Source organism: Bauldia sp., from assembly GCF_020442045.1.
In the GTDB taxonomy this organism is placed as follows: domain Bacteria; phylum Pseudomonadota; class Alphaproteobacteria; order Rhizobiales; family Kaistiaceae; genus Bauldia.
In genome coordinates, this window is record NZ_JAGRLA010000025.1 from 82,583 (window position 1) to 105,965 (window position 23,383).

Annotated in this window: 21 protein-coding genes and 1 tRNA gene; 8 read left to right on the forward strand and 14 right to left on the reverse strand. The window is 66.1% G+C overall.

Annotation, left to right across the window (positions count from 1 at the left end; translation table 11 throughout):
- Positions 1–9 precede the first annotated feature (9 nt).
- From KDJ86_RS03130 to KDJ86_RS03150, 5 genes are read left to right on the forward strand one after another with little or no spacing between them, the layout of a single operon-like run.
- Positions 10–1,032, forward strand: a complete 1,023-nt coding sequence (locus KDJ86_RS03130) for a nucleoside hydrolase (protein WP_291742784.1) — start codon at positions 10–12, stop codon at positions 1,030–1,032.
- Positions 1,029–1,958 (forward strand): nucleoside hydrolase, encoded by a 930-nt coding sequence (locus tag KDJ86_RS03135; protein ID WP_291742787.1) that lies wholly within the window; start codon positions 1,029–1,031, stop codon positions 1,956–1,958. Before KDJ86_RS03130 ends, KDJ86_RS03135 begins: the two co-directional genes overlap by 4 nt.
- Positions 1,959–1,979: 21 nt before the next feature.
- A complete protein-coding gene (locus tag KDJ86_RS03140; protein ID WP_291742790.1) occupies positions 1,980–2,624 on the forward strand; it encodes a cysteine hydrolase family protein in 645 nt (214 codons plus the stop codon).
- A gap of 31 nt (positions 2,625–2,655) precedes the next feature.
- Complete coding sequence (locus KDJ86_RS03145) at positions 2,656–3,204, forward strand: MarR family winged helix-turn-helix transcriptional regulator (RefSeq protein ID WP_291742793.1); 549 nt, start codon at positions 2,656–2,658, stop codon at positions 3,202–3,204.
- Between the two features lie 47 nt (positions 3,205–3,251).
- Positions 3,252–4,463, forward strand: coding sequence for an amidohydrolase family protein (locus KDJ86_RS03150; RefSeq protein WP_291742796.1), 1,212 nt, complete (start codon positions 3,252–3,254; stop codon positions 4,461–4,463).
- Here KDJ86_RS03150 and KDJ86_RS03155 read toward each other — a convergent pair.
- The 5 genes from KDJ86_RS03155 to KDJ86_RS03175 all read right to left on the reverse strand — a co-directional run bounded on the left by KDJ86_RS03155 (position 4,456) and on the right by KDJ86_RS03175 (position 9,101).
- Entirely contained in the window at positions 4,456–5,040 is a 585-nt protein-coding gene (locus KDJ86_RS03155; protein WP_291742798.1) for an amino acid synthesis family protein, read from the reverse strand. The two genes, KDJ86_RS03150 and KDJ86_RS03155, sit on opposite strands and share 8 nt — an antisense overlap.
- Positions 5,037–5,621: an amino acid synthesis family protein gene (locus KDJ86_RS03160; RefSeq protein ID WP_291742801.1), complete on the reverse strand. Its 585-nt coding sequence runs from the start codon at positions 5,619–5,621 to the stop codon at positions 5,037–5,039. The genes KDJ86_RS03155 and KDJ86_RS03160 overlap by 4 nt, the downstream gene beginning before the upstream one ends.
- 253 nt (positions 5,622–5,874) lie before the next feature.
- Positions 5,875–6,645, reverse strand: a complete 771-nt coding sequence (locus tag KDJ86_RS03165) for an enoyl-CoA hydratase/isomerase family protein (RefSeq protein WP_291742803.1) — start codon at positions 6,643–6,645, stop codon at positions 5,875–5,877.
- A 45-nt stretch (positions 6,646–6,690) separates the two neighbouring features.
- Entirely contained in the window at positions 6,691–7,893 is a 1,203-nt protein-coding gene (locus KDJ86_RS03170; protein ID WP_291742805.1) for a CaiB/BaiF CoA transferase family protein, read from the reverse strand.
- Between the two features lie 5 nt (positions 7,894–7,898).
- Positions 7,899–9,101, reverse strand: coding sequence for an ABC transporter substrate-binding protein (locus KDJ86_RS03175; RefSeq protein WP_291742807.1), 1,203 nt, complete (start codon positions 9,099–9,101; stop codon positions 7,899–7,901).
- A 21-nt stretch (positions 9,102–9,122) separates the two neighbouring features.
- Here KDJ86_RS03175 and KDJ86_RS03180 point away from each other — a divergent pair, with 21 nt between their 5' ends.
- Positions 9,123–9,956 (forward strand): GntR family transcriptional regulator, encoded by an 834-nt coding sequence (locus KDJ86_RS03180; protein WP_291742812.1) that lies wholly within the window; start codon positions 9,123–9,125, stop codon positions 9,954–9,956.
- On the opposite strand, the gene KDJ86_RS03185 is transcribed toward KDJ86_RS03180, so the two are convergent.
- The 9 genes from KDJ86_RS03185 to KDJ86_RS03225 all read right to left on the reverse strand — a co-directional run bounded on the left by KDJ86_RS03185 (position 9,883) and on the right by KDJ86_RS03225 (position 18,919).
- Entirely contained in the window at positions 9,883–10,641 is a 759-nt protein-coding gene (locus KDJ86_RS03185) for an enoyl-CoA hydratase/isomerase family protein (RefSeq protein WP_291742815.1), read from the reverse strand. The two genes, KDJ86_RS03180 and KDJ86_RS03185, sit on opposite strands and share 74 nt — an antisense overlap.
- Complete coding sequence (locus KDJ86_RS03190) at positions 10,638–11,888, reverse strand: CaiB/BaiF CoA transferase family protein (protein WP_291742818.1); 1,251 nt, start codon at positions 11,886–11,888, stop codon at positions 10,638–10,640. The genes KDJ86_RS03185 and KDJ86_RS03190 overlap by 4 nt, the downstream gene beginning before the upstream one ends.
- 93 nt (positions 11,889–11,981) lie before the next feature.
- Positions 11,982–12,986 carry an ABC transporter permease gene (locus KDJ86_RS03195; RefSeq protein ID WP_291742821.1) on the reverse strand — a complete coding sequence of 335 codons (1,005 nt, stop codon included), beginning with the start codon at positions 12,984–12,986 and terminating at the stop codon, positions 11,982–11,984.
- A complete protein-coding gene (locus KDJ86_RS03200; RefSeq protein WP_291742824.1) occupies positions 12,983–14,500 on the reverse strand; it encodes a sugar ABC transporter ATP-binding protein in 1,518 nt (505 codons plus the stop codon). The genes KDJ86_RS03195 and KDJ86_RS03200 overlap by 4 nt, the downstream gene beginning before the upstream one ends.
- 118 nt (positions 14,501–14,618) lie before the next feature.
- Positions 14,619–15,596, reverse strand: a complete 978-nt coding sequence (locus KDJ86_RS03205; RefSeq protein ID WP_291742825.1) for an ABC transporter permease — start codon at positions 15,594–15,596, stop codon at positions 14,619–14,621.
- 30 nt (positions 15,597–15,626) lie between these two features.
- Positions 15,627–16,826 (reverse strand): substrate-binding domain-containing protein, encoded by a 1,200-nt coding sequence (locus KDJ86_RS03210; protein ID WP_291742827.1) that lies wholly within the window; start codon positions 16,824–16,826, stop codon positions 15,627–15,629.
- Positions 16,827–16,884: 58 nt separating this feature from the next.
- Complete coding sequence (locus KDJ86_RS03215; protein WP_291742830.1) at positions 16,885–18,009, reverse strand: M24 family metallopeptidase; 1,125 nt, start codon at positions 18,007–18,009, stop codon at positions 16,885–16,887.
- Positions 18,010–18,347: 338 nt separating this feature from the next.
- Positions 18,348–18,602, reverse strand: a complete 255-nt coding sequence (locus KDJ86_RS03220) for a hypothetical protein (RefSeq protein ID WP_291742833.1) — start codon at positions 18,600–18,602, stop codon at positions 18,348–18,350.
- A gap of 241 nt (positions 18,603–18,843) precedes the next feature.
- A tRNA-Ile gene (locus KDJ86_RS03225) sits at positions 18,844–18,919 on the reverse strand.
- A gap of 111 nt (positions 18,920–19,030) precedes the next feature.
- Here KDJ86_RS03225 and KDJ86_RS03230 point away from each other — a divergent pair.
- Positions 19,031–19,741, forward strand: a complete 711-nt coding sequence (locus tag KDJ86_RS03230; RefSeq protein WP_291742836.1) for an SIMPL domain-containing protein — start codon at positions 19,031–19,033, stop codon at positions 19,739–19,741.
- Positions 19,742–19,836: 95 nt separating this feature from the next.
- Positions 19,837–22,608 carry a caspase family protein gene (locus tag KDJ86_RS03235; protein ID WP_291742839.1) on the forward strand — a complete coding sequence of 924 codons (2,772 nt, stop codon included), beginning with the start codon at positions 19,837–19,839 and terminating at the stop codon, positions 22,606–22,608.
- The last annotated feature ends 775 nt before the right edge of the window (positions 22,609–23,383 follow it).

Genomic DNA, 23,383 nt, shown 5'->3' on the forward strand with positions numbered 1-23,383 from the left:
GCAGGTCGAATGGAACGGTTGATTCTCGACGTCGATTCGGCGGGCGACGATATCCTGGCGGTCCTGTTCGCGGCAGCGGCGCCGGGAATGAAGCTCGAGGGCGTGACCACCGTGACCGGTGCTGCCGGCCCCATCGAGCAGGTGACCAATGTCGTCCTCAACACGTTGAGCCTTGCCGGCCGCGACGACATCCCCGTGGCGGCTGGTGCCTGGCGGCCGATCGTCGGCAATTCCAAGGCCGACATGGAGGCGCCGGTCAATGTCGAGAAGCAACTCATCGCCCGCTATGGCGACCGGCTGAGGACGTTCAATCCCAAGGCGCCGGAGCCGCGCCGCCCGGCGGATTCGAGACACGCCGTCGACTTTCTCATCGAGACGGTGCTTGCCTCGCCGGGCGAGGTCACCGTCGCCGCGACGGGGCCGATGACCAATCTGGCGCTTGCCATCCTCCAGGAACCGCGCTTTGCGAGATCGGTGAAGCGGCTCCTCCTTCTTGGAGGCTGTTTCGCCACGCCGGGCAATATGACGCCGGTCAGCGAATACAACATCTGGGCCGATCCGGAGGCGGCGCGTGTCGTGCTGAATGCCGGGGCCGACGCGATCCTGGTGCCGCTCGACGTCTGCGAGGACAACCGCGCGGCGACCGGCATGATGACCCGGGACGACCTCTATGACCTCGATGAGGCGGCAACCGACAATCCTGTCGCGGCGATGATCACCGACGTCTTTCCGATCTATATCGACATCTGGCGCGAATTCTTCGCCCTGATGGGCTTTCCGATGGACGACGTCATCACCGTCGCGCTCGCCATCGATCCGGATATCTGCACGATGACCGAACCGCGCTTCGTCGACGTCGTGCTCGATGGCCGGATAGCGCGTGGCCAGACGGTCGCCTATCACGGCCGGCAAATCCTCCCCGGGGGAGGGCCGCCGGCCACCCGGATCTGTTCCGGCATCGACGGGCGGCGGTTCATGCGGCTCTTCAAGGATACCATCGGGCGCTACGAGCGGGGGAGCCTCGAAGCATGAGCGGCGAACCGATCCTCTACGATTGCGACCCCGGCCATGACGATGCGATAGCCCTCGTCATGGCACAGCGTTCGCCGGCGATCGATCTCCTGGGCGTGACAACCACCTGCGGCAACGCAACGATAGAGCGGACTACCGAGAACTGCCTGCGCATCCTGGAATTCATCGGCGCCGCGTCGGTACCGGTCGCGAGGGGCTGTTATCGGCCGCTCGCCCGTCCGCTGGTGCTTGGTACCGCTGACGGCCCGAGCGGACTCGAGGGATCGCCCTACCTGCCGCCGGCGACCAAGGCGCTGGAACCGGTTCATGCGGTCGACTTCCTCGCCCGAAAGCTCTTGGAGGCACCGGAGCCGATCCGTGTTGTCGCGACCGGGCCGCTTTCCAATATCGGTCTTCTCATCCTCAAGCATCGCGAGGTGCTGCCGAAGATCCGCGAATTGATCTGGATGGGCGGGGTGTTCTATCGGAAAAGCGAGTTCATCACGCCGACCGAGTTCAATGCGTTCTGCGATCCCGAGGCCGTCCGCATCGTTCTCGACAGCGGCCTGCCGATGAAGATGGTCGGCCTCGACGTGACGATGCAGGTGCTGGTCGAGGCCCCGCAATACGAAGCGCTCGGCAAGATCGACACGCCCCTCGGGAGGGTTGTGGTCGACTGGCTGAGGTTCTACGAGAAGCTTCACCGCAACAGCATGGGGGTCGGTGGCGCGTTGCACGATCCGTTGGCCCTGGCGCTGGTCATCGACCCGACGCTGGTGCGTTTTCGGCCTGCCCATATCGGTGTCGATCTGTCCGGCACCTTCGCTTTCGGCGCCACGGTGGCCGATTTCTGGAACGAACGCGGCGAGCCGCCGAATGCCGAGATCGCCCACGAGGTCGACGCCGACCGTTTCTTCGACCTTCTCTACACCCTACTCAGCGACTGACCGAAGCAGAGGAGAAATGCCATGACCGTCGACGTCTTCTCCGCGCACAAGAGTGACCGCGAGATCCAGCTCGAGCCGAAGCGCGCCGCCGTCATCGTTGTCGACATGATCAACGACTTCTGCGTCTCGGGAGGGCGAATGGTCCTGCCGGGCTACGAGGCGCTCGTTCCCCACCAGCTGTCGGTCATCGCCGCGGCGCGTAGCGCCGATGTGCCGGTCATCTGGGTTCGCGACAGCCACCGGCGGCACCTGCGTCGCGACCGCGAGATGCTGAAGCGCACACCGCACGCCGAGGAGGGCAGCTGGGGCACGGAGGTGATCAAGGAGCTTGGCGCACGCGACGACGAGTTCGTGGTCCTCAAGGCCCGCTATTCCTCGTTCTTCCAGACCGACCTCGACCTTATCCTCAAGGACATGATGGTCGATCAGGTCATCGTCTTCGGTGTGGTCACCAACATCTGCGTCCGCTCGACCGTTCACGACGCCTTCTTTCTCGGCTACGAGATCGTCGTGCCGCGCGACTGTTGCGCGGCGACCGGACCGCGGGAGCAGGAAAGCAGCCTGTATGACATTGCCACGCATTTCGGCATCGTCAGTGACGCCGCGACCGTGGTGGCTGCCCTCTCGTCGGGTGGTGTCATCGAGAATATGGAAGTCGCGGCGTAGACAGGCGGGTGGAGATTAGAGGCGCGGTTGAATGCGGACAGCGACGAAGAAGAAGCGGACAGGGGCCGGCGACGACGAGGTGGCGGAGGGTGGTTCCCTCGGCCTCAAGCAGGTGCAGCGCCGGTTCACGGCGTCGGGCTACGACCTCTCCGCCCATCCCGCCCATGTCATCCGCCGCGCCCACCAGCGAGCGACCATGTGCTTCCAGGAAGTGGTCAGCGAGAGAAACCTCACCCCGACCCAGATGGCGGCGCTCGCGACGATCATGAAATATGGCGAGCTGTCCCAGAACCGGCTGGGGCGGCTGACCGCGATGGATCCGTCGACGATCAGCATCGTCGTCCGCAAGCTGCTGAAGCTCGGCCTCGTGGTGCGCTCCAATGCCGCTCACGACCAGCGCCTGTCGATGGTCAGGCTCACCCGGAAGGGCGTCCGCTACACCCTGCCTTTGCTCACCCAGAGCGTCGAGGTCGGGCGCCGGGTCCTGTCGCCGCTGACTCCCGACGAGCAGGAGATCTTCCTCGAATTGCTGAACAAGGTCGCCGGGACTCCCGTCGCCGAGCCCGAGACCGACGACTAGCCTGCCCGCGGGGCTTCTCCGCGGGCATTCAACTGGAGACTGGAAAGATGGCCCATGACGCCCCGCAGACAGAGTCGTCCGGCAAGCTGGTGATCCGCAATATCGGGTTGCTGCTGTCGGGCGACCTGGCAAATCCCATTCTCGATGCCGATACGATCGTGGCGGTCGACGGGCGCATCGCGGCGATCGGGCGGGAAAAGGATGTCGATACCGGTGATGCCGCCACCATTGTCGATGCCAATGGTGTCGTGCTGGCCCCGGGGCTGATCGACAGCCACATGCATCCGGTCGCCGGAGACTGGACTCCGCGCCAGAACCAGATCGGGTGGATCGACTCGTGCCTGCACGGCGGGGTTACGACGATGATCTCTGCCGGCGAGGTCCACACGCCCGGCAGGCCGACCGATATCGTCGGGCTGAAGGCGCTCGCGGTCGCCGCGCAGCGCACCTTTTCCGCGTTCCGGCCGTCGGGCGTCAAGGTCCATGCCGGGGCGCCCGTGATCGAGCACGGCATGGTCGAGGATGATTTCCGCGACCTCGCGCAGTCGGGGGTCAAGCTCCTCGGCGAGGTGGGGCTCGGTTCGGTCAAGGACGGCGACACCGCACGGCAGATGGTGGCCTGGGCCCGCAAATACGGCATCAAGAGCACCATTCACACCGGCGGCCCATCCATTCCGGGGTCGGGTCTGATCGACAAGGACGTGGTCCTTGCCGCCGATACGGACGTGATCGGGCACGTGAACGGGGGGCATACCGCACTTCCCAACGACCAGATCACCTGCCTCTGCGAGCAGTGCGGGCGCGGGCTGGAGATCGTCCACAATGGCAACGAACGTGCCGCTCTCCACGCTTTGCGGACGGCAAAGGAGCTGGGCCAGCTCGATCGGATCCTGCTCGGCACCGATGCGCCGGCCGGATCCGGCGTTCAGCCGCTCGGCATCGTCCGGACGGTCGCCTTCCTGTCGTCCCTCGGGGACGTTCCGCCGGAGGTCGCATTCTGCTTTGCCACCGGCAACACGGCGCGGATACGCGATCTCGATTGCGGCCTGATCGAGGTCGGGCGCACGGCCGATTTCGTCCTGATGGACACCGCCCAGCATTCGGCGGGCCGGTCATTTCTCGACAGCATCGCGCTTGGCGACCTGCCGGGGATCGGCATGACGGTGATCGACGGTGTGATCCGGACCGGGCGTTCGCGCAACACGCCGCCGGCGACGCGGTTCCCGATCGTCGTTCGGCAGGCGCAAACGGTCAGCTAAGGCCGTCCTCGCCGATCACGTCCTCCCGCTTCAGTCCGCCGACCCGTGGATGTGGCCGGCCGGAATCCGTCACCGCGACCGCGACCATGATCTCGTTCGCCCGCGGCGCGTCGGCGATCCGGACTTCCATCCCGTCGAAGTGGCTGCGAACCTTGGCGGCGTCCTTGTGGCCGAGCGGAATGTCGAGTGCGACGCCCGGTCCGCCGCGCTTCTTCGAGGAGGGGATGAGCGCGGCGCCCTTGCCGAGGACCTTGCGGAAAGGCGCCCCGAGTTTCGGATGAAGGATCGCCGCGGCGTGCTCTAGTTCGCCGTCGGCGCCAACCGCCGCCGCCTTGCCGAAGCTCTCCACCTCGGGCCCCGCTATGCCGAGCGCGGCAACCGCCCGCTCGGCGAGCAGGCCGCCAAGCTCCTCGCCAACATCCATCAGTCCGGACAGGTCTTCGACGAAACGGCCGGTGAAGGGGTTTTCGATGACCGCAACGGCTGCGACCCGCCGCGTCGGTGGATCGACCCGCTTGTCGCCCTCGACCAGCGTCTCTTCCAGGACGGTGGTGATCTTGCGGATGCGCGCCTTCATCTGAGGCCGTCCTCGCCCTTGATGTCGGCAGCGGCGAGGCCGCCGACGCGGGCGTGGACTCGCGGCCCGGTGGTCATGACCAGGGCGAGGACAATTTCACCGGATCGGGGCGCATCGACTATGCCGATTTCGAATGCATCGAAATGACTGCGAACATACGAGGCGTCGATGTGGGTGATCGGGATGTCGAGTCGCGCCCCGAGACCGCCGACCTTCTTGGCCGAGGGGACGATCGCCTTGGCTCCCCCGAGAAGCTCCCGCATCGCATAGCCGCCGGGTACATGCCAAAGCGCGGCGTGCTCCAGTTCGCCCGCTTCGCCGACGATGGCGCCCTTGCCATAGCCCTCGATCGCTTTCGGGTCGCCGCCAAGCGCGGCGACGAGCCGGCCCGCCATGTCGAGACCCAGCGGCTTCAGGGTATCCATGAAGCCCGCAATGTCCTCGACGTATTGTCCGGCGAAGGGATTGGCGATCACCGCGAGGATCGCGCCGCGCTTGTGCGGCCTTGCCGGCGGCGGTCCGCCTTCATGAAAGATTTCATCGACTTGCGTGACGAATTTACGCACCACCACGTCGGCCACGGTTCTTCCTCCCAACTCGTGCGTCCCGGAGAGATTGTTAGATCATCAACAATCGTCGCCTCCATGACGGTTGTCAACCGGACTCGCCCGAGCGCTGTCAGACACGACCCTTCGATCTTCGCACTCATGTCCAGAGAGATGAATTGGATGGCTCGACCGGCGAGAGTTTCGGTGCTCGTCGATGCCGATCCTCATACTCGGTGGAGATCATGACAGCCGCGCGCGCCTGGACGATCTTCATTTCTCGCGACGCTCACCGTCTTGCGAAGACCGGTATGCGCTTCTCCTTGAACGCAACCCGGCCCTCGGCGGCATCATTCGTGGCGAAGCAGATCGTCTGGAGGTCGCGCTCGTATTCGATCGCCTTCTCGACGGGCATGGTGAAAGCCGCCCTTAGGTTGAGCTTCGCGGTTTCCACGGCGATCGGGGCGCGCGAGGCAATCGTTGCCGCGATCGCCGACGCCCGCGACACCAGCGTCTCTGGATCCACGACCTCGGTGATGAGCCCCCAGGCGAGGGCGGTGGCCGCGTCGATCGGATCGCCGGTCATGATCATCAGCGCGGCATTCGAAGGGCCGATGGAGTGGGCGAGGAAGGTGCTCATGCCGCCGCCGCCGATCCAGCCGAGCTTGACCTCTGGCGCGGCGAAGCTGGCTTTCCGCGACGCGATGCGGATATCGCAGCTCATCGCAAGCTCGAGACCGCCGCCGAAGGCATAGCCGTTCACGGCGGCGATCGTCGGCTTGAGGAGCTTGCGGATGGCGTCGCAGTAGTCTGGCCGATTCCGGAAATTCCACGGCGTGTCGTAACGGTCGAGTTCCCTGATGTCCGAGCCGGCGCAGAACGCCTTTTCTCCGGCCCCGGTCAGGACGACGCAGCGGATGCCGTCGTCGTCGTTGCAGACGGCGACATGGCGAAGGATTGCGTCGGTCATCTCCGGTGTCACCGCATTCAGTTTCTGCGGGCGGTCAAGCGTGATCGTGGCGACGGCATTGTCGACGGCAAAGGCGACTTCTTCGGTCATGGCTCGTGATTCTCTCCCTGTGGGCGGACGAGGGCCCGTTCGGATCTATTCTTCTTCTTTCTCGGCGGCGACGACGGCACCCGAGGCGATCAGCCGGTCAATCCTCTCTTCGTCGTAGCCGGCCTCGCGCAGCACGTCGCGACTGTCCTGGCCGGTCAGCGGCGCGCCGCGATAGACCTTCGCGGGAGTCTTTTCGAAATGGATCGGGAAGCCGGGGGTCTTGACGTGTCCTTCGGTTGGATGATCGTACTCGACGAAGGTACCGTTGTGGATGATCTGCGGGTCGTCGAGGAGGTCGGCGAAGCCGTAGACCGGGCCCGACCAGATGTCGTTCTCGCGGAAGAGATCGAGCCATTCGGCAGTGGTTCGCGTCACGAGGCGATCCCGGGTGCGCGCGAATATCTCGTCGCGTCGGGTCCATGAATCGGCCTCGTCGTCCATCGACAGGAAGGCCGGTTCGCCGATCAGCCCGCCAAATTTCCGCAGCGGAGGGAACGCGACAACGATGAAGCCGTCGCTCGTCGCGAAGGTGCCGTAGGGCGCGCGGATATAGACGTGGGCATGCGGCTCGGCGGACCGCTCCTGTGGCTTGCCGGCGACCGTGAAAACCGAAAGCTCCTGCATCTGCAGTGTGGTGATCGCGTCGAGCATGTTGACCTCAACGAGCTGGCTTTCGCCGGTCCGTTCGCGGTGGAGCAGCGCGGCGAGGGCACCTTCGAATGCGGTATAGGCGGTCACCGCGTCGACGATGTACTGACCGGCCGGGTTGGGTGGCTCGGTGGCGCGGCCGGCCGAGAGCATCGCGCCCGACATGCCTTGCAAAACCAGATCCTGGCCGGGGCGATTCACATAGGGGCCGCTCTCGCCGTAGCCCGAGATCGAAACATAGACGAGCCTCGGGTTGATGGCCGACAGGGCCGGGTAATCGACGCCGAGGCGACGGGCGACTCCGGGACGATAATTCTGCAGGAAGAGGTCCGCGCCGCGGACCAGATCGAGGAGGACAGCCTTGCCTTCCTTAGACTTCAGGTCGATTGCCAGCGAGCGCTTGTTGCGATTGAGCGAAAGGAAGGAGACGTTGACCTTGTTGCCCTGGGCGCCGCCGGCCGCGACGTGCCTTTGCCATTCGCCGGTGACCGGTTCGACCTTGACGACGTCTGCGCCGAGATCACCGAGGCGCTGGGCGGCGAAAGGACCTGCCATGGCGATGGTGCAGTCCAGAACCCGATAGCCCGAAAGGATTCCCATGATGATCAACCTCCCGTAGCTTCGGCGGCGGTCAGCACGCGATCTTCGCCGAAGATTTCCTCTGCCGCCGCGGCGATCCGGTCCAGCGTCGCGCTCTTGCCAATGTCGCGACGGCAACAGGCTTCGATCAGGTCGCCGGCTTTAGCCTGAAATCGGATGTAGGAAGGTCGCCGGGGCCGGGTCCAGGCCGTCTCGATCGACCGGCGGATGCTTGAGTAATAGCCGCCGAACCGGGCGTCATTCGCGGCGTCTTCCCATGCCGTGACAAGAGCCGGTTGGCCGTGATGCTCGGGGATGATCCGATCCTGGGCGTCGCGCGACAGGCAGAACCGCACGAAGTTCAGCGCAATGTCGCGATGCTGGGTCGCGGCGGACACCGCAAGCCCGGTGCCGCCGAGCATCGAACCAGCTTCATAAGGGGCGCGAAGTCCGCAGAAATCGGCGAATCGAAGCGGCGCGCGCATGTCGGCTTCGGCGTAGGTCGCGTAGCCATAGACCGACGGCGTGAAGACGATGTCGTTGCGGTCGACCATCGCCTCTTCGATCGCAATCGCGTTCCATTCAAGGGTTTCGGGTGGGGAAAGCGCCAGTAGCTCGTCGAGGGCATCCAGCGCCGTGGACATCGTTTCACGATCGAATGTGAAGGGCTCGTCCGGGTCGGTGGCGATTGGCCGGCCGAGATTGGCCATCAGGCTGGCGACCGTGGCGAAGGCATGCGGCGATTTCACCGGCGTGGCTAGCCAGAAGCCTTTGTCGCGAATCCGCTTGCCGAGGGCGATGGTTTCGCGCCAGCTCTTCGGGACGCGTTCGCCGCAGCGGTCGAGGAGGTCGGGGCGATAAGCGGCATGCGGCGTCGCCGCATCGATCGGTGCCGCCCAGACATGGCCCCGGTAGCGGTAGCTTGGCAGTGAATCGCCGACATAGAATCCGTCGGCCTGCGGCCCGAGGAGATCGGGAATCGCCTCCTCCAGCGGCAGGAAAGCGCTCGCCGCAGCGATATCGCCACAGAATGGATGGTCGATGATCAGGAAATCGTACTCGCCTACGATGTCGCCGATCGGCTGGTGTTCGAAATCGCTGAGCGGCCGGATCGTCCAATCGACCGTCACGTCGGGACATTGGCCGCGGAACGCCTGCGACAGGGGCTCGAGCGGCCCGGCGGCCCGGCGATGTCCCCAGCCCAGCCCCTTCAACATCAGATTGCTCATATATGATCCTTTTCGGTAGAAGTGCTGAGACCGTCCCAGGAAGAACAATTGTCACGCTTGTCCCGCTCACCCGTTGCGACCGCTCCCTCCGTCTCCCCATCGCGGGCGAGCCTCGTCGATCTTGCCCACGAGGAGCTCCTGCGCCTGATCGCCGATCGCGAACTGACCGAAGGCGAGCGGATCATCATCGACCAGTTCGCCCGTAGCTTCGGTATCAGCCTGATACCGGTCCGCGAGGCGCTGGCGCGGCTCCATGCCGAAGGGCTGGTGACCTTCGAGCGCAACAAGGGCTACCGCGTCGCGCCACGCCCGACGATCGCGGAGCTCGAGCGGCTGTTTGAGGCACGTTGGGTGATCGAGCTCGGGGCGGCCGAGCTCGCGATCGACAGCTGCACATCGGCGGCGCTGGACGACCTGAAAGCGATCAACCGCCTGATCGCAAAGGGGTCCTACGGAACCACCTTCCGCGGCTTCCGTGACTTCGTCACGCTCAACGAACGGTTCCATGTCGAGCTTGTGGCCCTCGCGGACAACCCGCCCCTCGCGGAAGCCTATCGCCGGCTCGGCTACCACCAGAAGATCACGCGTCCGACCTCTGGCCGCGGTCCCGGCGACGTCAAGCGTTTCGTTCGGGAGCATGATTTGATCATCCGCGCACTCGAGAGACGGGACCGCGCGGCACTGCGGGAAGCGGTGACCAAACACATTGCCAGCGGCCTCGAACGCTTTGAAGACGATGCGTCGGTCACGGGGGCTGATGAAGAGAGCGGACATGGCAGCGTCAGCCGCGTTCGCGCTTCCCAAAGGCGTCCGGTCCTGAACGTTGCGCCCCGAGTGCGAAAGCAAGGGCCATGAGCTCGCGCTCCATAGCCAGGCCGTTTGCGAGACCACCTTCCATCGCGGCACGAATCCCGGCTTTGACGGTGACCGTCGCGATCTCGGCATGGCTTCCGATCACGGCCGCCAGACGCCGCGCTTCCTCGAGCTCGCCGCCTTCTTCGACCAAGAATTCGACGATGCCGATGCGGTAGGCCTCTTCGGCCCCGATCGGGTCGCCGGTGAGGAGGATGCGACTGGTCTGGCCGAAGCCGACGAGCCGGGCAAGGCGCTGCGAGAACCCCCCGGCACCGAGCCAGCCGTGCTTGACCTCGGGCGCGGCAAAGCGGGCGGTGCGGGACGCGACGCGGATGTCGCAGTTGAGGGCGATCTCGAATCCGCCGCCATAGACCCAGCCCTTGAGGGCGGCGATCAGCGGTTTGCGGAAGGCGCCGAATTCCAGAGCATAGTTGACGCCGTTCCGCCATGCCCAGGCATCGGCGTATTCGTCGAGGGTGTGGAGGTCGGTTCCGGCGCAGAAGGCACGCTCGCCCGCGCCGCGCACAAGGACCGCATGCACCTCCGCATCGGTTTCCAGGCTCGCAAGCGCCTCGCGGATCGACGCCGCCATGCCGGGGGTGATGGCATTGTGCTTGGCCGCGCGGTTAAGGACAAGTTCGGCCGTCCCGTTGCCCGGCTTCTCGACCAGGATCTCGTTGATCATGCAGCGGCTCCCGATCTGACGAGCTCATCCCGTTCGGCCGGCGAATAGCCGAGATCGCTCAGAATCTCCGGCGTGTGCTGGCCGAGATGGGGCGCGCCGGTAATCGTCGGCGCGGGATCCGTCGAAAAGCGGATTGCCGGCGCGGTCGTCGTCATAAGGCCGGCGCGCGGGTGCTCATAGCTAACGAAATAGGAACTGAACTGGGGGTGATCGCGGACCGCGGCATAGTCGTTGACGGGCCCCGACCAGACACCGGCGGCGAACAAGGCTTCAACCGCATCGTTGGTGTGCCACCCGGCGATCGCCTCCGCGACGACAGGGTAGATGCGGTCCCGCCAGGCATTGATGCCGTCGCGGTCTTCGGGGTCGGACGGTTTCTCTTTCGCGAGCCGGGCGAGCTCCTCCGACCCGACCACCTCGGCGATCGCGGTGAGGCTTGACTGGGCAATCGCAAGCCAGCCGTCGCTGGTCCGGTAGATGCCGTAGGGCGGCTCCATCCACGTCGAGGCGTAGGGCTGGCTGCCCCGCGGCGCGTGACGACCGGTGGTGAGGTAGGTGGACAATTCCTGGATCTGGACCTCGAGCGCCGCGCCGAGAAGCGAGACCTTCACCTCGCAGCCCCTGCCGGTGCGCAGCCGCTGGAGGATGCCGGCAAGGACGCCTTCGCTGGCGAGGTGCGAGGCCATCACGTCGATCATGTAGACGGGCGAGGGGTGGGGCAGGGCGTCCTCTGCGCCGGCATTCCAGGTGAGACCGGAAAATGCCTGCACCAGCAGGTCTTGGCCGGGTCTGGCGACCATCGGTCCCTCGTCGCCGTAGCCGGAGATCGATACATAGACGAGGTCCGGCTTGATCCCGGCAAGGGTCTCGTGGTCGATGCCGAGGCGGCCGGCGACGCCAGGCCGGAAGTTCTGGACGACCGCATCGGCCGTCCGAACGAGCCGGTAAAGGACCTCGCGTCCGGTATCGCTCTTGAGATCGAGCGCGAGCGACTTCTTGTTGCGATTGAGGGTGAGATAAGGGATCGCCTCGCCACCGAGATAGATGTCCGCCATCGGCGAATTTCGGGTGAAGTCCGGTCGCTCCGGCCCCTCGATCTTGATGACTTCGGCGCCCATGTCGGCAAGCCGCTGGGTCGAGAGCGGTCCGGCCATGGCCAGCGTGAGGTCGACGATCCGCAGGCCTGCCAACGGTCCCGTCGCCATGGCCGCTTCCGGCTCACGGGTGCCGGTGGTCGTCTCTGTCATCATTCCCTCCCTTCGGTCGGACACGCATTTCATCCAAAATCATATATGATTAAGGGATGCAAAAACAGGCTTCTCGGGTAACAACTCCATTCCTCATCGAACCGTCGTGGCTTCGTGCAGTTCGCTGATCGCGGCCCGCTCGCGCCGTCGCCGACGAGAATTGACCGCCCCATTAATCGCCAGGGCGAGCACCAGGATGAGCCCGTAGGTGAACTGGGCGTAGAAGGCGGACACGTGGGCGAGGCTCAGCAGGTTCTGCATGAGGAAGAGGACGGATCCACCTGCCGCCGCGCCGAGCAGGCCGCCGCGACCGCCGGCAAGGCTGGTACCGCCGAGCACCGCACCGGCGATACCTATCAATGTGTAGGGGCCCGCCGCAGTCGGGTCACCCGAGCCGAGAGATACCGTGAAGGCGAAGCCGGTCATGGCCGCAACGACGCCACCGAACACGTAGACCAGGAAACGCACGGCGGTGACGTTGATCCCGCTGGCGAAGGCCGACCGCTGGTCGCCCCCGGTAGCGAGCAGATTGCGTCCGAATGCGGACTGGCGGACCGGCAGCCAGAGAAGGGCGACGACCGCCAGGATGAGGAGCGGCATCGGGAAGCCGCCGAAGCCCTGGCCGAGGGCGATGATCCAGTCGGGCGCGCGTCCCCCCGCCATCGGCAGGACCACCAGCGTTGCGCCGGTAAGAACGAGATAGGTGCCGAGCGTGGCGATGATCGGCGGCACACGGACGACGGAGACGAGGAAGCCATTTGCGGTGCCGACGCCGGCGCCGATGAGGAGCGTCGCCGGGATGACGAGGAGGGGCGTTGTGATCCCGGCCGGGAAGAGCGAGCCGATGAGCACAGCGTTGACGAAGCCGGCAAGCGGCCCGATCGACAGGTCGATCCCGCCGCCGCCCGAGACGATCGCGGGGGCCGCCGCCATGGCGATCAGTATGAAGGGCATCGCGACGGCGAGGATCGACGGCCAGTTGGTCGGGTCGAGGAAGGAAGGGTCGAGGAGGATATTGATGGCAAGGAGCACCAGAGCCGTGGCGATTGCGGGCCCGGCATAGGCGAAGCGACGGCGGAAACGATCGATCGCGTTCATCCGATGGCCCCTTGCGTCTTGCCGTCGTCCTGCTGACCGAACATCGCCGCGACGACCGCTTCGCGCGACATCGACTCCCCTTCGAGGACGCGGGATATCTCGGACTCGCGAAACACCACGATACGGTCGCAGGCGATCAGCAGTTCCTCGATCTCGGTCGACAGGAAGAGCAGCGTCACGCCCTGCGCGGCCAGATCCTGGAACACCTGGTAGACCTCGACCTTGGTGGCGGCGTCCACACCCCGCAGCGGGTCGTCGAGGATCATCAACTCGGGGCCGACGGCAAGCCAGCGCGCGAGGAGGACCTTCTGCTGGTTGCCGCCCGACAGCCGCCCGACCGGCGCCTTGAGCCCCGGGTAGCGCGTCCGCATGACGTTGAGGTCCTGCTCGGCCTTCTTGCCGAGGCCCTTGCGGTCGATGAAGGTCAGCCGCGCCCAGCGTGGCAGGGTCGGCAGGCTGTAGTTGTCGAGTACCGACAGGCCGCCGAACAGGCCCTCGTTCTTCCGGTCGCGGGGGACGTAGCAGATGCCGTGCCGCACCGCGTCGCGCATCGACTCGACCGGATGCCAAGAACCGTCCCGCCGGTCCTCGACCGATCCGCTTTCGGCTTTGCGGACCCGGGCGAGGACGGCGAGGAAGTCTGCCTGACCATGACCGTCGAGGCCACTGAAGCCGAGAATCTCGCCCGGCCGGATATCGAGGTCGATCGGTCTGGAGCCGGGATGAAGGACGACGTCGCGCGCCCGGTATCTCGGTTCATCCGCGGCCGCCGCCGTCGCATCCCGGACACGAGGTTCGATCGACACGCCACCCTCGCCGCGCGACTTCGAGATCATGTTGATCAGGAGCTCGGCCGGCGCATCGCCAATGGGCAGGGTGGCAGTGGTCTCGCCGGACTGGAGAAGCGTCACCGCGTCGGCAAGGCTCGCGATCTCGTCCATACGGTGCGAGATGAACAGAACCGCCGACCCTTCCGGGCGGTGGTGCCTGAGATAGTTGAACAGGGCGTCGCGGCCGCCGATGTCGAGTGCCGAGGTCGCCTCGTCGAGGATCAACAGACGCCACGGGCGGACCAGTGCCCGTGCCAGGGTGACGATCTGCCTGCGGTGCAGCGGCAGCGCCTCGAGGCTGGTATCGAGCCCGATGGACGCGGCGTCGAGACCGGCGAGCGCCTCGGCCGCTATCCGCCGTTGTTCGGCGCGGGTCAACTTCCACTGGAACAGTCCGTCGGTACCGAGGAAGATGTTCTCGACGACCGACATTTCCGGGACGATCAGGGTTTCCTGGAAGACGGTGACGACACCCCCGGCCTGGGCTTGCCGCGGCGAGCGGAAGGTAACGGGCGCGCCATCGATCGCGATCGTGCCGCTATCGGCCGGAAGGACGCCGCCCAGGATCTTGACCAGGGTACTCTTGCCGGAGCCGTTTTCGCCGAGCAGCGCGCGGATTTCGCCGACCGCGATGTCGAGGCTGCAATCGACAAGCGCCTTGGTGGCGCCGAATGACTTGCGCACGTCGGTGATCCGGACGAGGCATCGGCGATCCGCGACGTTTGCTGCCTCTCCGCCCGTCACAGCCGGCTCCTGATCCATTCCCGTTCTGTCCCCGCTGGAGGCACCGACCGCGGGGCCGTCAAATCTGGCTTCGAACATGCGATTCACGGCCATAGAGCGCAACCAGAAGAATGATCAGCAGGCCGAGCATCATCTGCTGGATGCGTTCGCTGAACCCCAGACCGATCAGGAAGGTTGTCAGTTCGGTGATCAGCAGCGTTCCGGCGAAGGTGCGTCCGTAGCTGCCCGAACCGCCGAGGAGGGCCGTGCCGCCGACCACGACCGCGGCGACCGTCTGGAAGAGGTAGGGCTGTCCGACATTGGCATCGGCGCCGCCGCTGAAGCCGGCGAGCAGGATGCCGGCTATCGCGGCACAGCCGGCGCTGACGGCGAAGGTCGCGGCCCAGACCAGCGTTACCGGCACGAGGGCGAGGCGGGCGCTGCGTTCGTTCGCGCCGGTGGCGAAGAGGTAGCGACCGAGCAGGGATCGCTGTTCGATCGCGACGACGAGAAGCGTCAGCGCGAACCACACGACCACAATCGGGGGAAACGGAATCGGGCCGGTGCGGCCCGCCGGCGATACGGCTGCCATCAGATAGTCGGGCACCGTGCCGATGGTCTGGCCTTCGGTGTAGACGAGGACCGCGCCGAGGATCATGAAGCTGGCGGCAAGCGTGACGAGGAGGGGATGGGCGTTGAGAACGCGCGATAGGATGCCGCTTGTCGCGCCGATCGCCATCGAAACCGCGATGACCATGAGCACCACCAGCGGGAAGGGGATTCCGGCGCCGTACCAGCGGACGGTGAGCACGTTGGCGAGGCCGATGATCGCGGGGATCGAAAGGTCGATGCCGCCAAGCAGGACGGTCAGCGTCTGGCCGATGCTGGCGATTCCAAGAAAGCTGGCGATGACCAGCAGCGAGACGATGCTGGGCCATGAGCCGAATCCGGGGATCATGACCATGCTCAGGATAAACAGCAGCGGGACCATCGCGTAAGCAACGAGAACGCTCTTCGACATCGACCACCACCGCTCCGGTATGGGGCTGCCGCTCATGAGCGACAGCCCGTTTCAGGTAACCCGGGATCAGCCCTTGGTGAAGTACTGGTCCAGGAATTCCGGCGAGACGCGGCGGCCGTCCGGCGGATCGGCGAAGCACGACGACTGCACGGTCATGTCCGGGGTGTACCAGTCATCGACATTTTCCGGAGTGATCTCCGGCAGCGGCATCAAAAGGGTGCTGACGACCGGCTTCTCGCCGTTGAGCATGCGGGTCGCGACATCGAAGCCGGTCCACACCGCGGCGGCGCCGCCCTGCGAGGTCGAATAGACCGGGATGTCCTTCTCCTTGACGTAGGCGAGATAGGAGCACTCGCCGACGAAGCCGTTGATCTTCGGCAGCGGACGGCCGGACTGCTCGAAGGCCTGCCAGGCCGAAACGGCGCCGAGGCCACTGTCGACCACGCCATCGATCTGCTGCGGATGGGTGGCGAGGAACTTCAGCGTGTTGGTCTTGACCGTCGACGGGGTCCACTGGCCCTCGACTTCGCCGACCACGTTGATGTCCGGGAAATTGCCGAGGACGTCGAGCGCGGCCTGGTGGCGGGCAAGCGTCGGGGCAAGGCCGGGAATGCCGTTGATCAGGAAGACATTGCCCTTGCCGCCGATCGCGTCGGCGACCCACTTGGCTGTCTTGGCGGCGACGAAATATTCGTTGAAGCCGACGTTGATCGCCTCGGGGCAGGTCACCGGGGACTCCACGGTGACGACGAGGACGCCCTTGTCGTGCGCGTCCTTGATGCCGGAGCACAGGCCGGTTGGCGACGACGGGATCGACAGGATCACGTTGCAGCCTTCGCGGACCAGGTTGTTCAGCTGCGAAAGCTGGACGTTGATGTCGTTATTGGAGTTGGTGACGACGAGGTCCTCGGAGGCGAGCCCCTTCTCCTTGTAGTCGGCAACCAGCGCCTTGTACTTGTCGAGCGCGGCCTGGCGCCAGGAATTGCCCTGGTAGGAATCGTTGTAGCAGAACTTCCAGGGACCCTCCGGCGGCGTCCAGCCGGCGTAGGGATTCTTGCCGATCTCGGCGAGGAGCCAGTAGCCGACATAGTAGGGCTGCAGGCTTTCCGGCAGGAGGTTCAGCGCCTCCGCCTGCTCGGCGGTCGGCTTGGCGAGCTCGATGCCCTCGAGGCTGACGGCCGACTTCTCCGCGGCCGCCGACGGCAAGGCCGTCGTAACCAGGGCAGTGGCGAATGCCCCTGCCAGCGTCAATAGTCTCCAACTCATCTTGTATTCCTCCATTGCAAGCCGGCGACGACCGGCGACGATCAATGCGGCGAAGTCCTCATTCACCGCTCGAAATGCCGGGAAGGTGCTCGAACGGCGCGACCGGTCGGCACCCATCGGTGGTGATTTCGATCATCCATTCGGTGCGAACCCCGCCGATCGCCGGGTCGTAGGCACCCGGCTCGACCATCAGGAACATGCCGGGCTCGAGGGTCGCGTTTTCGAACGGAACGAGTCGCGGCCATTCATGGACCGAAGTTCCGAGCGAATGACCCGAATGATGGGGATAGGCGTAGCCGGCGCGGGCGACGTGCGCGCGCAGCTGGGCATCGAGATCGGCGATGACAACGCCGGGGCGCATGATCTCGACCGCCCGGTCCAGCGCCTCCTTCGCGGCGGTGAAGAGCTTGAGGTAGCCCTCGTTCGGCACACCGAGGACGGATGCGGCGCAAGAGTCGCCCCAGTAGCCGGCCACCCGTGGCGCAAGGTCCGAGATCAGCGGGTCGCCGTCGTTGACGACCCTGTCGATCGGCCATCCGGTGAAGCCGGCGGTGCGTTCCTTCCCCGACAGGAAGTCGCCGGTGATCGCGACACGCTCGCCTGCGAAATTCTCGATCGCGGCCCGGATGTCAGCAAAGATGTCGAGTTCGGTGCGACCATCGCGGGTCGCCGTGCGGAATCGCCGCTGGCCGGCGGCGGCCGCCTCCGCGGCGCGCTTCATCAGCACTTTCTCGGCATCGGTTTTTGTCGCACGCGCACGCTGAAAGGGATGTGTGAGGTCCACGGTCCGGTCGAACGTTCCGGTGAGTTGCGCCGGGAAGCTGGCGGGCTCGATTCCCGCGACGCCGCCGATGCCGAGTTCGTGGACGACATTCGTGACGGCCTCGGCGTAGTTGGAACCGAGGTCGGCGGGATGGTCGAAGGTGAAGCCTTCATAGAGGACGATCTTGTCGGCCCAACTTGCATTGGCCGCGCCGCCTTCGACATTCGCTGCGACGAGCCCGCAGGTTCCGTCGGCGCCGACGAAAGCCGTCGTCGGGCCGCCCGCGAATGGAGAGGTGCCGGCTTCGATCGGGACGACGTGTCCGGCCGCGTAGCAAACTGAATCGAAATTCGTGAGCACCGCCCAGTCGGCGGCCACGGATTTCGCCGCAGCGGCGGTCCGCTGAAGTCTTTCGTCCACTTGGATTTCCTCCCCGGTGGCAATAATCATATATGATTTTGGACGAACTGCAACATAGCAGGGACACGCCGAAGATGCCGGCCCTCAACGGAAGAGCGTGTCCGGGCGTGATGGTGTCGAGGAGGCGTACCGGTTGATGAAACCAACGGTGAGGTGACGATCCCGATGGCTCGGGCAGTCACGTGGCGTCTCGCCGCGACACGGGGCAGGTAGGGATCCGTCTTCTCGGGTGTCCATGCGCCGATCGAGGCGTCTTCCAGCTTTCTCGGCCAAGCTTCGCCAGACCCGGTCTCGCCCATCTCCACATCGGCCGCCGTTTCCATGACGATCCGATCGCGTCACGCCAGCGCGTCCAGGGGGGGAGAAGCGGTCCGCAGGTTCTTCGGCTTCGACGGCTGGGACGACCTCACGGCGGTCAGGCCGTCGTCCTCGACCTGCCACAGCCGGGCCTGGGAGAGTTCGACCGAAATCGTGGAACCGCCAAGATCGAAGTGAATCCGACCGTCATCGTCGGAGGCCGACGCAAACTCCTCGCTGCATTCGCTCCATTCCGCCGTCAGGGGGAGGACGCGGCACAATCCGAGTTTGACCATGGTCCGGTCCCGTTCGACCGGGATCAGCAACGCCGCGATTTGGGGCGCATCAGCGGAACCGGGAGCCGCTGTTCCCCGGCAGCGTACCGGCCTTCCGGTTGGCAACCTGAGACGATCTGGCGTCTCGCGGGTGGTGAAGGCGTTTTTGGCGTCGGCCTCGCCAGGACAAGAGCCGCAACCTGCGGAGATGTCGGGCTATCCCCGCTCGCGCTCTGAGTCCGGGGATCATCCCCGGGCTTGATGGTGGGCCCGGCAGGACTCGAACCTGCAACCAGACCGTTATGAGCGGCCGGCTCTAACCATTGAGCTACAGGCCCTGTAGCGACGTGCGGTATAGGTGGAATCGCGGCGGCCAGCAATTCCTTCGCCGCAATGCGGTCAGAATAAGTTGCGAGCTTCGCGCCCGGTATGACGAAGGAGTATCGTCCGTGAGACAATTCGCAGCCGCTGCCACCGTCCTGATCGCGCTCGCGATGCCCGCCATCGCCGAAGAGCCCCGGATCGCCACCCTCAGCGCAGCCGGAGCGGGCTCGGTGTCGGTCATACCCGACATCGCGATCGTCACCATCGGCGTCGTGTCGCGGGCCGAGACGGCGCGCGAGGCGCTCGATGCCAACAACGCGGAACTCGGCAAGGTGATCGCCACGATCCTCGGCGGGGGGATCAAGGAGCGCGATGTCGGTACCAGCGGCTTTTCCGTCAATCCGATCTACAAGGGGAAGCCGTACCGTTCGTCGACCAGCGATTCCGACGAGCTGCCGCGCGTCGTCGGTTACCAGGTTTCCAACGAGGTGCGGGTTACGATCCGCGACATCGCAGAGTCCGGCGCGGTGCTCGACAAGGTGGTGACCGCCGGCGCCAATCGCATCAGCGGGATCCAGTTCGATATTTCCGATGCCAAGGCGCCATCCGACGAGGCGTTGAAGCAGGCCATCGCCGAAGCGAGAAGCAAGGCCGAGCTGATGGCCGAGGCCGCCGGTGTGCGGCTGGTCCGCATCCTCGACATCAATGCCTCCAGCGGCGTGCCGGCCTTTGCCCGCGCCGAAATGCGGGCTGCGTCGGATTCGGTGCCGGTCATGCCCGGCGAGCGGCAGGTGACGGCCAACGCCAACATCTCGTGGGAGATCGCGCCGGAATAGGACCCGGCGCCCGACATGTCTTGGCAAGAATGGAGCCGGACACGCATAATCCGCCGCCGACGGGCCGTTGGCTTGGCTGAGGACAGGCGCAGATGATGCTGACGAGACCTCTTCGTTCCCTTTTCGCCCTGGCGCTGGGCGCCGGGCTGTGCGGCCATGCGTCGGCCGGCTTCGCCGCCGGGGAGCGCATCGCGCTGATCATCGGCAACAGCAGCTATTCCGCCGCGCCGGTGCTCGACCAGCCGGTCAATGACGCGGAAGACCTGGCGAATGCCTTCGCGGAGATCGGTTTCGAGGTCATCAGCCTGAAAGACGCCGGGGCGCGGGGCATGCGGCGCGCGCTGCGGGATTTCGACGAACGGGCGGATGCCGCGTCGGTGGCGGTCATCTATTTCGCCGGCCATGCGCTCTCGGTGGATGGGGTGAATTATCTGGTGCCGGTCGATGCGCGCCTCGCGCGCGACACCTACGTGGACGACGAGGCGGTACCGCTGTCGCGGTTCGTTGCCGCCGTCGATGGCGCCAAGAACATCCGGCTGGTGATGCTTGCCGCCGTGGACGACGATCCATTGCTCACCACGATGAAGCGGTCGTTGCGGATGCGGGTGGTCAAGCCGGGCCTGGTTCCGCTCGACCCGCCGGGCCGGACGGTCGTCGCCTACGCGACCGGGAAGACCGCGGACGGCCGTAACAGCCCTTATGCCGCGGCGATACTCGCGCGGCTCGGGACGCCGGCGCTGGCCTTCGGGACATTCCTGGATGATTTGCGCAGCGACGTCGCCGGTGCAACCGGCAACCGCCAGCGCCCGGTCGTCGTCGGTGCGGCGACCGCGACAGTTCCGATCGTGCCGGATGCGACAACAATCGCACGCCTGCGCGAGGAACTGGCGAGCTCGCGGGAGACCGAACTGGCGGACGCCTTCCGCAGGGCCGAGCAGTTGAGCACGGTCGAGGCGTGGGACGCCTTCCTGCAATTCTGTCCGGCCGAGGGCGGCGGCGAGGCCTATTGCGAGGCGGCGGCGGCAAGCCGGCTGCGACTGGTGGCGAGCGGCAGGGGATCCGGCGACGGGCCGGCGGCCGTCGGCGACGGCTCGGCGGTTGGCGCGCCGATGGCCCGTGCCGACCGCGCGGCGGTTCCGGCCAACGAGGATGCCGGCCAGACCTGCGACCGGCTGGCGGCGCATTCCTACGACGCGGACAAGCCGGCCGAGGTGGACGGGACGGCGCTGTCGCTGCTTGGCGGGGCGGCGGACAAGGCAATTGCCGCGTGTCTGGCGGCAATCGAGGTCGCACCCGACGAGCGACGCTACGTCTTCGAGCTCGGGCGCGCCTACCACGCCGCTGGGCGTTTCGACGAGGCGCTGGCGCGCTACGAGCAGGCGGCCGAGGCAGGCAGCGCGATCGCGATGAGCAACCTCGGCCTCATCTATGACACCGGCGCCGGCGTGCCGGTCGATTTCGCGGCGGCTGCGGATTGGTTCCGCAAGGGGGCCGAGGCCGGTAACGTGACGGCGATGGCGAACCTAGCCGGGCTCTATTACAGCGGCGATGGCGTCGATCGGGACTTCGCCGAGGCGCGGAACTGGTACGCCAAGGCGGCCGACGGCGGCAACGTGCTGGCGATGAACGCGCTGGCGCTGCTCTACCAGGACGGCGCCGGCGGCCCGCAGGACATCGACGCGGCGCGCTCGCTCTTCGAGAAGGCGGCCGACAGGGGCTTCGCCTCGGCGATCAACAACCTCGCCCGGCTCTTCAATTTCGGCCGCGGGGTCGAGGTCGACTATGTCAGGGCGCGGCAGCTCTACGAGCAGGCGGCCGAGCTCGGCGACAGCCCGGCGATGGTCAATCTCGGCCTGATGTACGAGGGCGGGCAGGGGGTGCGCCGCGACTTCCGCGAGGCGCGCGGCTGGTACGACAAGGCGGCGCAGCTCGGCAACGCGGCGGCGATGACCAACCTCGGCATCCTCTACCAGTATGGCCGCGGGGTGACGGAGAATTTCGAGGAGGCGCGCCAGTGGTACGAGAAGGCGGCGAATCTCGGCAACGCCGCGGCGATGGCCAACCTTGCCTACATGTATGACGGCGGTCGCGGCGTGCCGGTCGACAAGGTCAAGGCGCGCGAGTGGTACCTGAAGGGGGCGCAAGCCGGCAACGGCCCGGCGATGGCCTCGGTCGGCTATCTCTACGCCAACGGCGAGGGCGGGCCCCGCGATCTCGACGCGGCGATCGCCTGGTATCGCAAGGGCGCCGAGATCGGCAATGCCGGGGCGATGACCAACCTCGGCTTCATGTACGAGAACGGCTGGGGCGTGCCGCAGAGCTACGAGGATGCGATCGCCTGGTACGAGAAGGGTGCCGCCGCCGGCAACGCCATCTCGATGGCCAATATGGGCCTGATGTACGAGAAGGGCCGCGGCGTCGAGGCCGACCTCGACAAGGCCTTCGCGTGGTACGGGAAGGGCGCGGAAGCCGGCAACGCCCAGGCGATGGCGTCGCTCGCCTATTTCTACGCCAACGGCACCGCCACCGAGGTCGACGCCGCCGCCGCGCTCGACTGGTACACCAAGGCGGCGAATCTCGGCAACACGGTCGCCATGCACAATCTCGGCGTCGCCTACAAGGATGGCAACGGCACCGAGAAGAACCTCCGCCGCGCCGCCGACCTCTTCATCCAGGCGATGCAGGCGCGGAACAGCTGGACCTTCGACCAGTTCCGCGACCACCCGGAGAATTATCCGGTCGAGGTGCTGACCGAGATCGAGCGCTACCTGATCGGCCACGGGCTGATGGGCGGCGAGCCGGACGGCGAAGTCGACGACGAGACCCGCGCCGCGCTGACCAGGCTGCAGCAGCAGGTCGGCGGGTAGGGGGGCCTCGCTCGCCTGACCGCCTTGCTCTCGCCCTTCCCGGGCCGCTGCTCCGTCCAACCGCCCCTCGAAGGGAGTCGAAGCAGGCGCATAGCGCATGCTTCGGAAGGGGGTGAACACCGCGGGTGCAATACCCCCTCCCGGAATTTCGCTCGCCATTCGGCTCGCAAATTCCGACCTCCCCTCAAGGGGGAGGTTGGGCGGTTGCGCGAGGCCCTTATGTCGTGCGTCCTTCGAGGCTCGGGCTTGCGCCCTCGCACCTCAGGATGGCGGGGTCGGCGTTCCGGCCGGCTGACTCGCGCCACGGGCTGTTTGCCCACTGTCTCGCAAACCCACCGCCATCCTGAGGTGCTTCGCGGAGCGAAGCCTCGAAGGACGCAAGGCCGGGTAGCCGCAGGCACGCGCCATCGTTTCCGCGCCCGCATCCGGGCCGGATTGTTGCCTGGTCTTCCGCGTCCCTCTTTCTTTGCCTCCCGGTCCGGCCTCCGGCCGTCCTCGCCTCTTGTTTCCTCCCGGTCGGACCTTCGGTCCTCCTCGCCTCTTGTTTCCTCCCGGTCCGGCCTCCGGCCGTCCTCGCCTCTTGTTTCCTCCCGGTCCGGCCTCCGGCCGTCCTCGCCGGGATTCTTTCTTCCCGGTCGCTTCGCTCCTCGCCTCTTGGGCGAGGGGGTGGCGGGCGCATGAGAAACGCCATGCCAGTGAGTGCTAACGGGGCGCTTGTCCTGCGCCCGCCGCGGCGGTTTCGGGCTCTCCGCCCCACCCCGGATGCGGATACCGG

Bases quoted from the DNA above. Each gene is read 5' to 3' on its own strand.
- KDJ86_RS03130 (WP_291742784.1), top strand. From the start codon at position 10: ATGGAACGGTTGATTCTCGACGTCGATTCGGCGGGCGACGATATCCTG.
- KDJ86_RS03135 (WP_291742787.1), top strand. From the start codon at position 1,029: ATGAGCGGCGAACCGATCCTCTACGATTGCGACCCCGGCCATGACGAT.
- KDJ86_RS03140 (WP_291742790.1), top strand. From the start codon at position 1,980: ATGACCGTCGACGTCTTCTCCGCGCACAAGAGTGACCGCGAGATCCAG.
- KDJ86_RS03145 (WP_291742793.1), top strand. From the start codon at position 2,656: ATGCGGACAGCGACGAAGAAGAAGCGGACAGGGGCCGGCGACGACGAG.
- KDJ86_RS03150 (WP_291742796.1), top strand. From the start codon at position 3,252: ATGGCCCATGACGCCCCGCAGACAGAGTCGTCCGGCAAGCTGGTGATC.
- KDJ86_RS03155 (WP_291742798.1), bottom strand. From the start codon at position 5,040: ATGAAGGCGCGCATCCGCAAGATCACCACCGTCCTGGAAGAGACGCTG.
- KDJ86_RS03165 (WP_291742803.1), bottom strand. From the start codon at position 6,645: ATGACCGAAGAAGTCGCCTTTGCCGTCGACAATGCCGTCGCCACGATC.
- KDJ86_RS03170 (WP_291742805.1), bottom strand. From the start codon at position 7,893: ATGGGAATCCTTTCGGGCTATCGGGTTCTGGACTGCACCATCGCCATG.
- KDJ86_RS03175 (WP_291742807.1), bottom strand. From the start codon at position 9,101: ATGAGCAATCTGATGTTGAAGGGGCTGGGCTGGGGACATCGCCGGGCC.
- KDJ86_RS03185 (WP_291742815.1), bottom strand. From the start codon at position 10,641: ATGATCAACGAGATCCTGGTCGAGAAGCCGGGCAACGGGACGGCCGAA.
- KDJ86_RS03190 (WP_291742818.1), bottom strand. From the start codon at position 11,888: ATGACAGAGACGACCACCGGCACCCGTGAGCCGGAAGCGGCCATGGCG.
- KDJ86_RS03195 (WP_291742821.1), bottom strand. From the start codon at position 12,986: ATGAACGCGATCGATCGTTTCCGCCGTCGCTTCGCCTATGCCGGGCCC.
- KDJ86_RS03205 (WP_291742825.1), bottom strand. From the start codon at position 15,596: ATGAGCGGCAGCCCCATACCGGAGCGGTGGTGGTCGATGTCGAAGAGC.
- KDJ86_RS03210 (WP_291742827.1), bottom strand. From the start codon at position 16,826: ATGAGTTGGAGACTATTGACGCTGGCAGGGGCATTCGCCACTGCCCTG.
- KDJ86_RS03220 (WP_291742833.1), bottom strand. From the start codon at position 18,602: ATGGTCAAACTCGGATTGTGCCGCGTCCTCCCCCTGACGGCGGAATGG.
- KDJ86_RS03235 (WP_291742839.1), top strand. From the start codon at position 19,837: ATGCTGACGAGACCTCTTCGTTCCCTTTTCGCCCTGGCGCTGGGCGCC.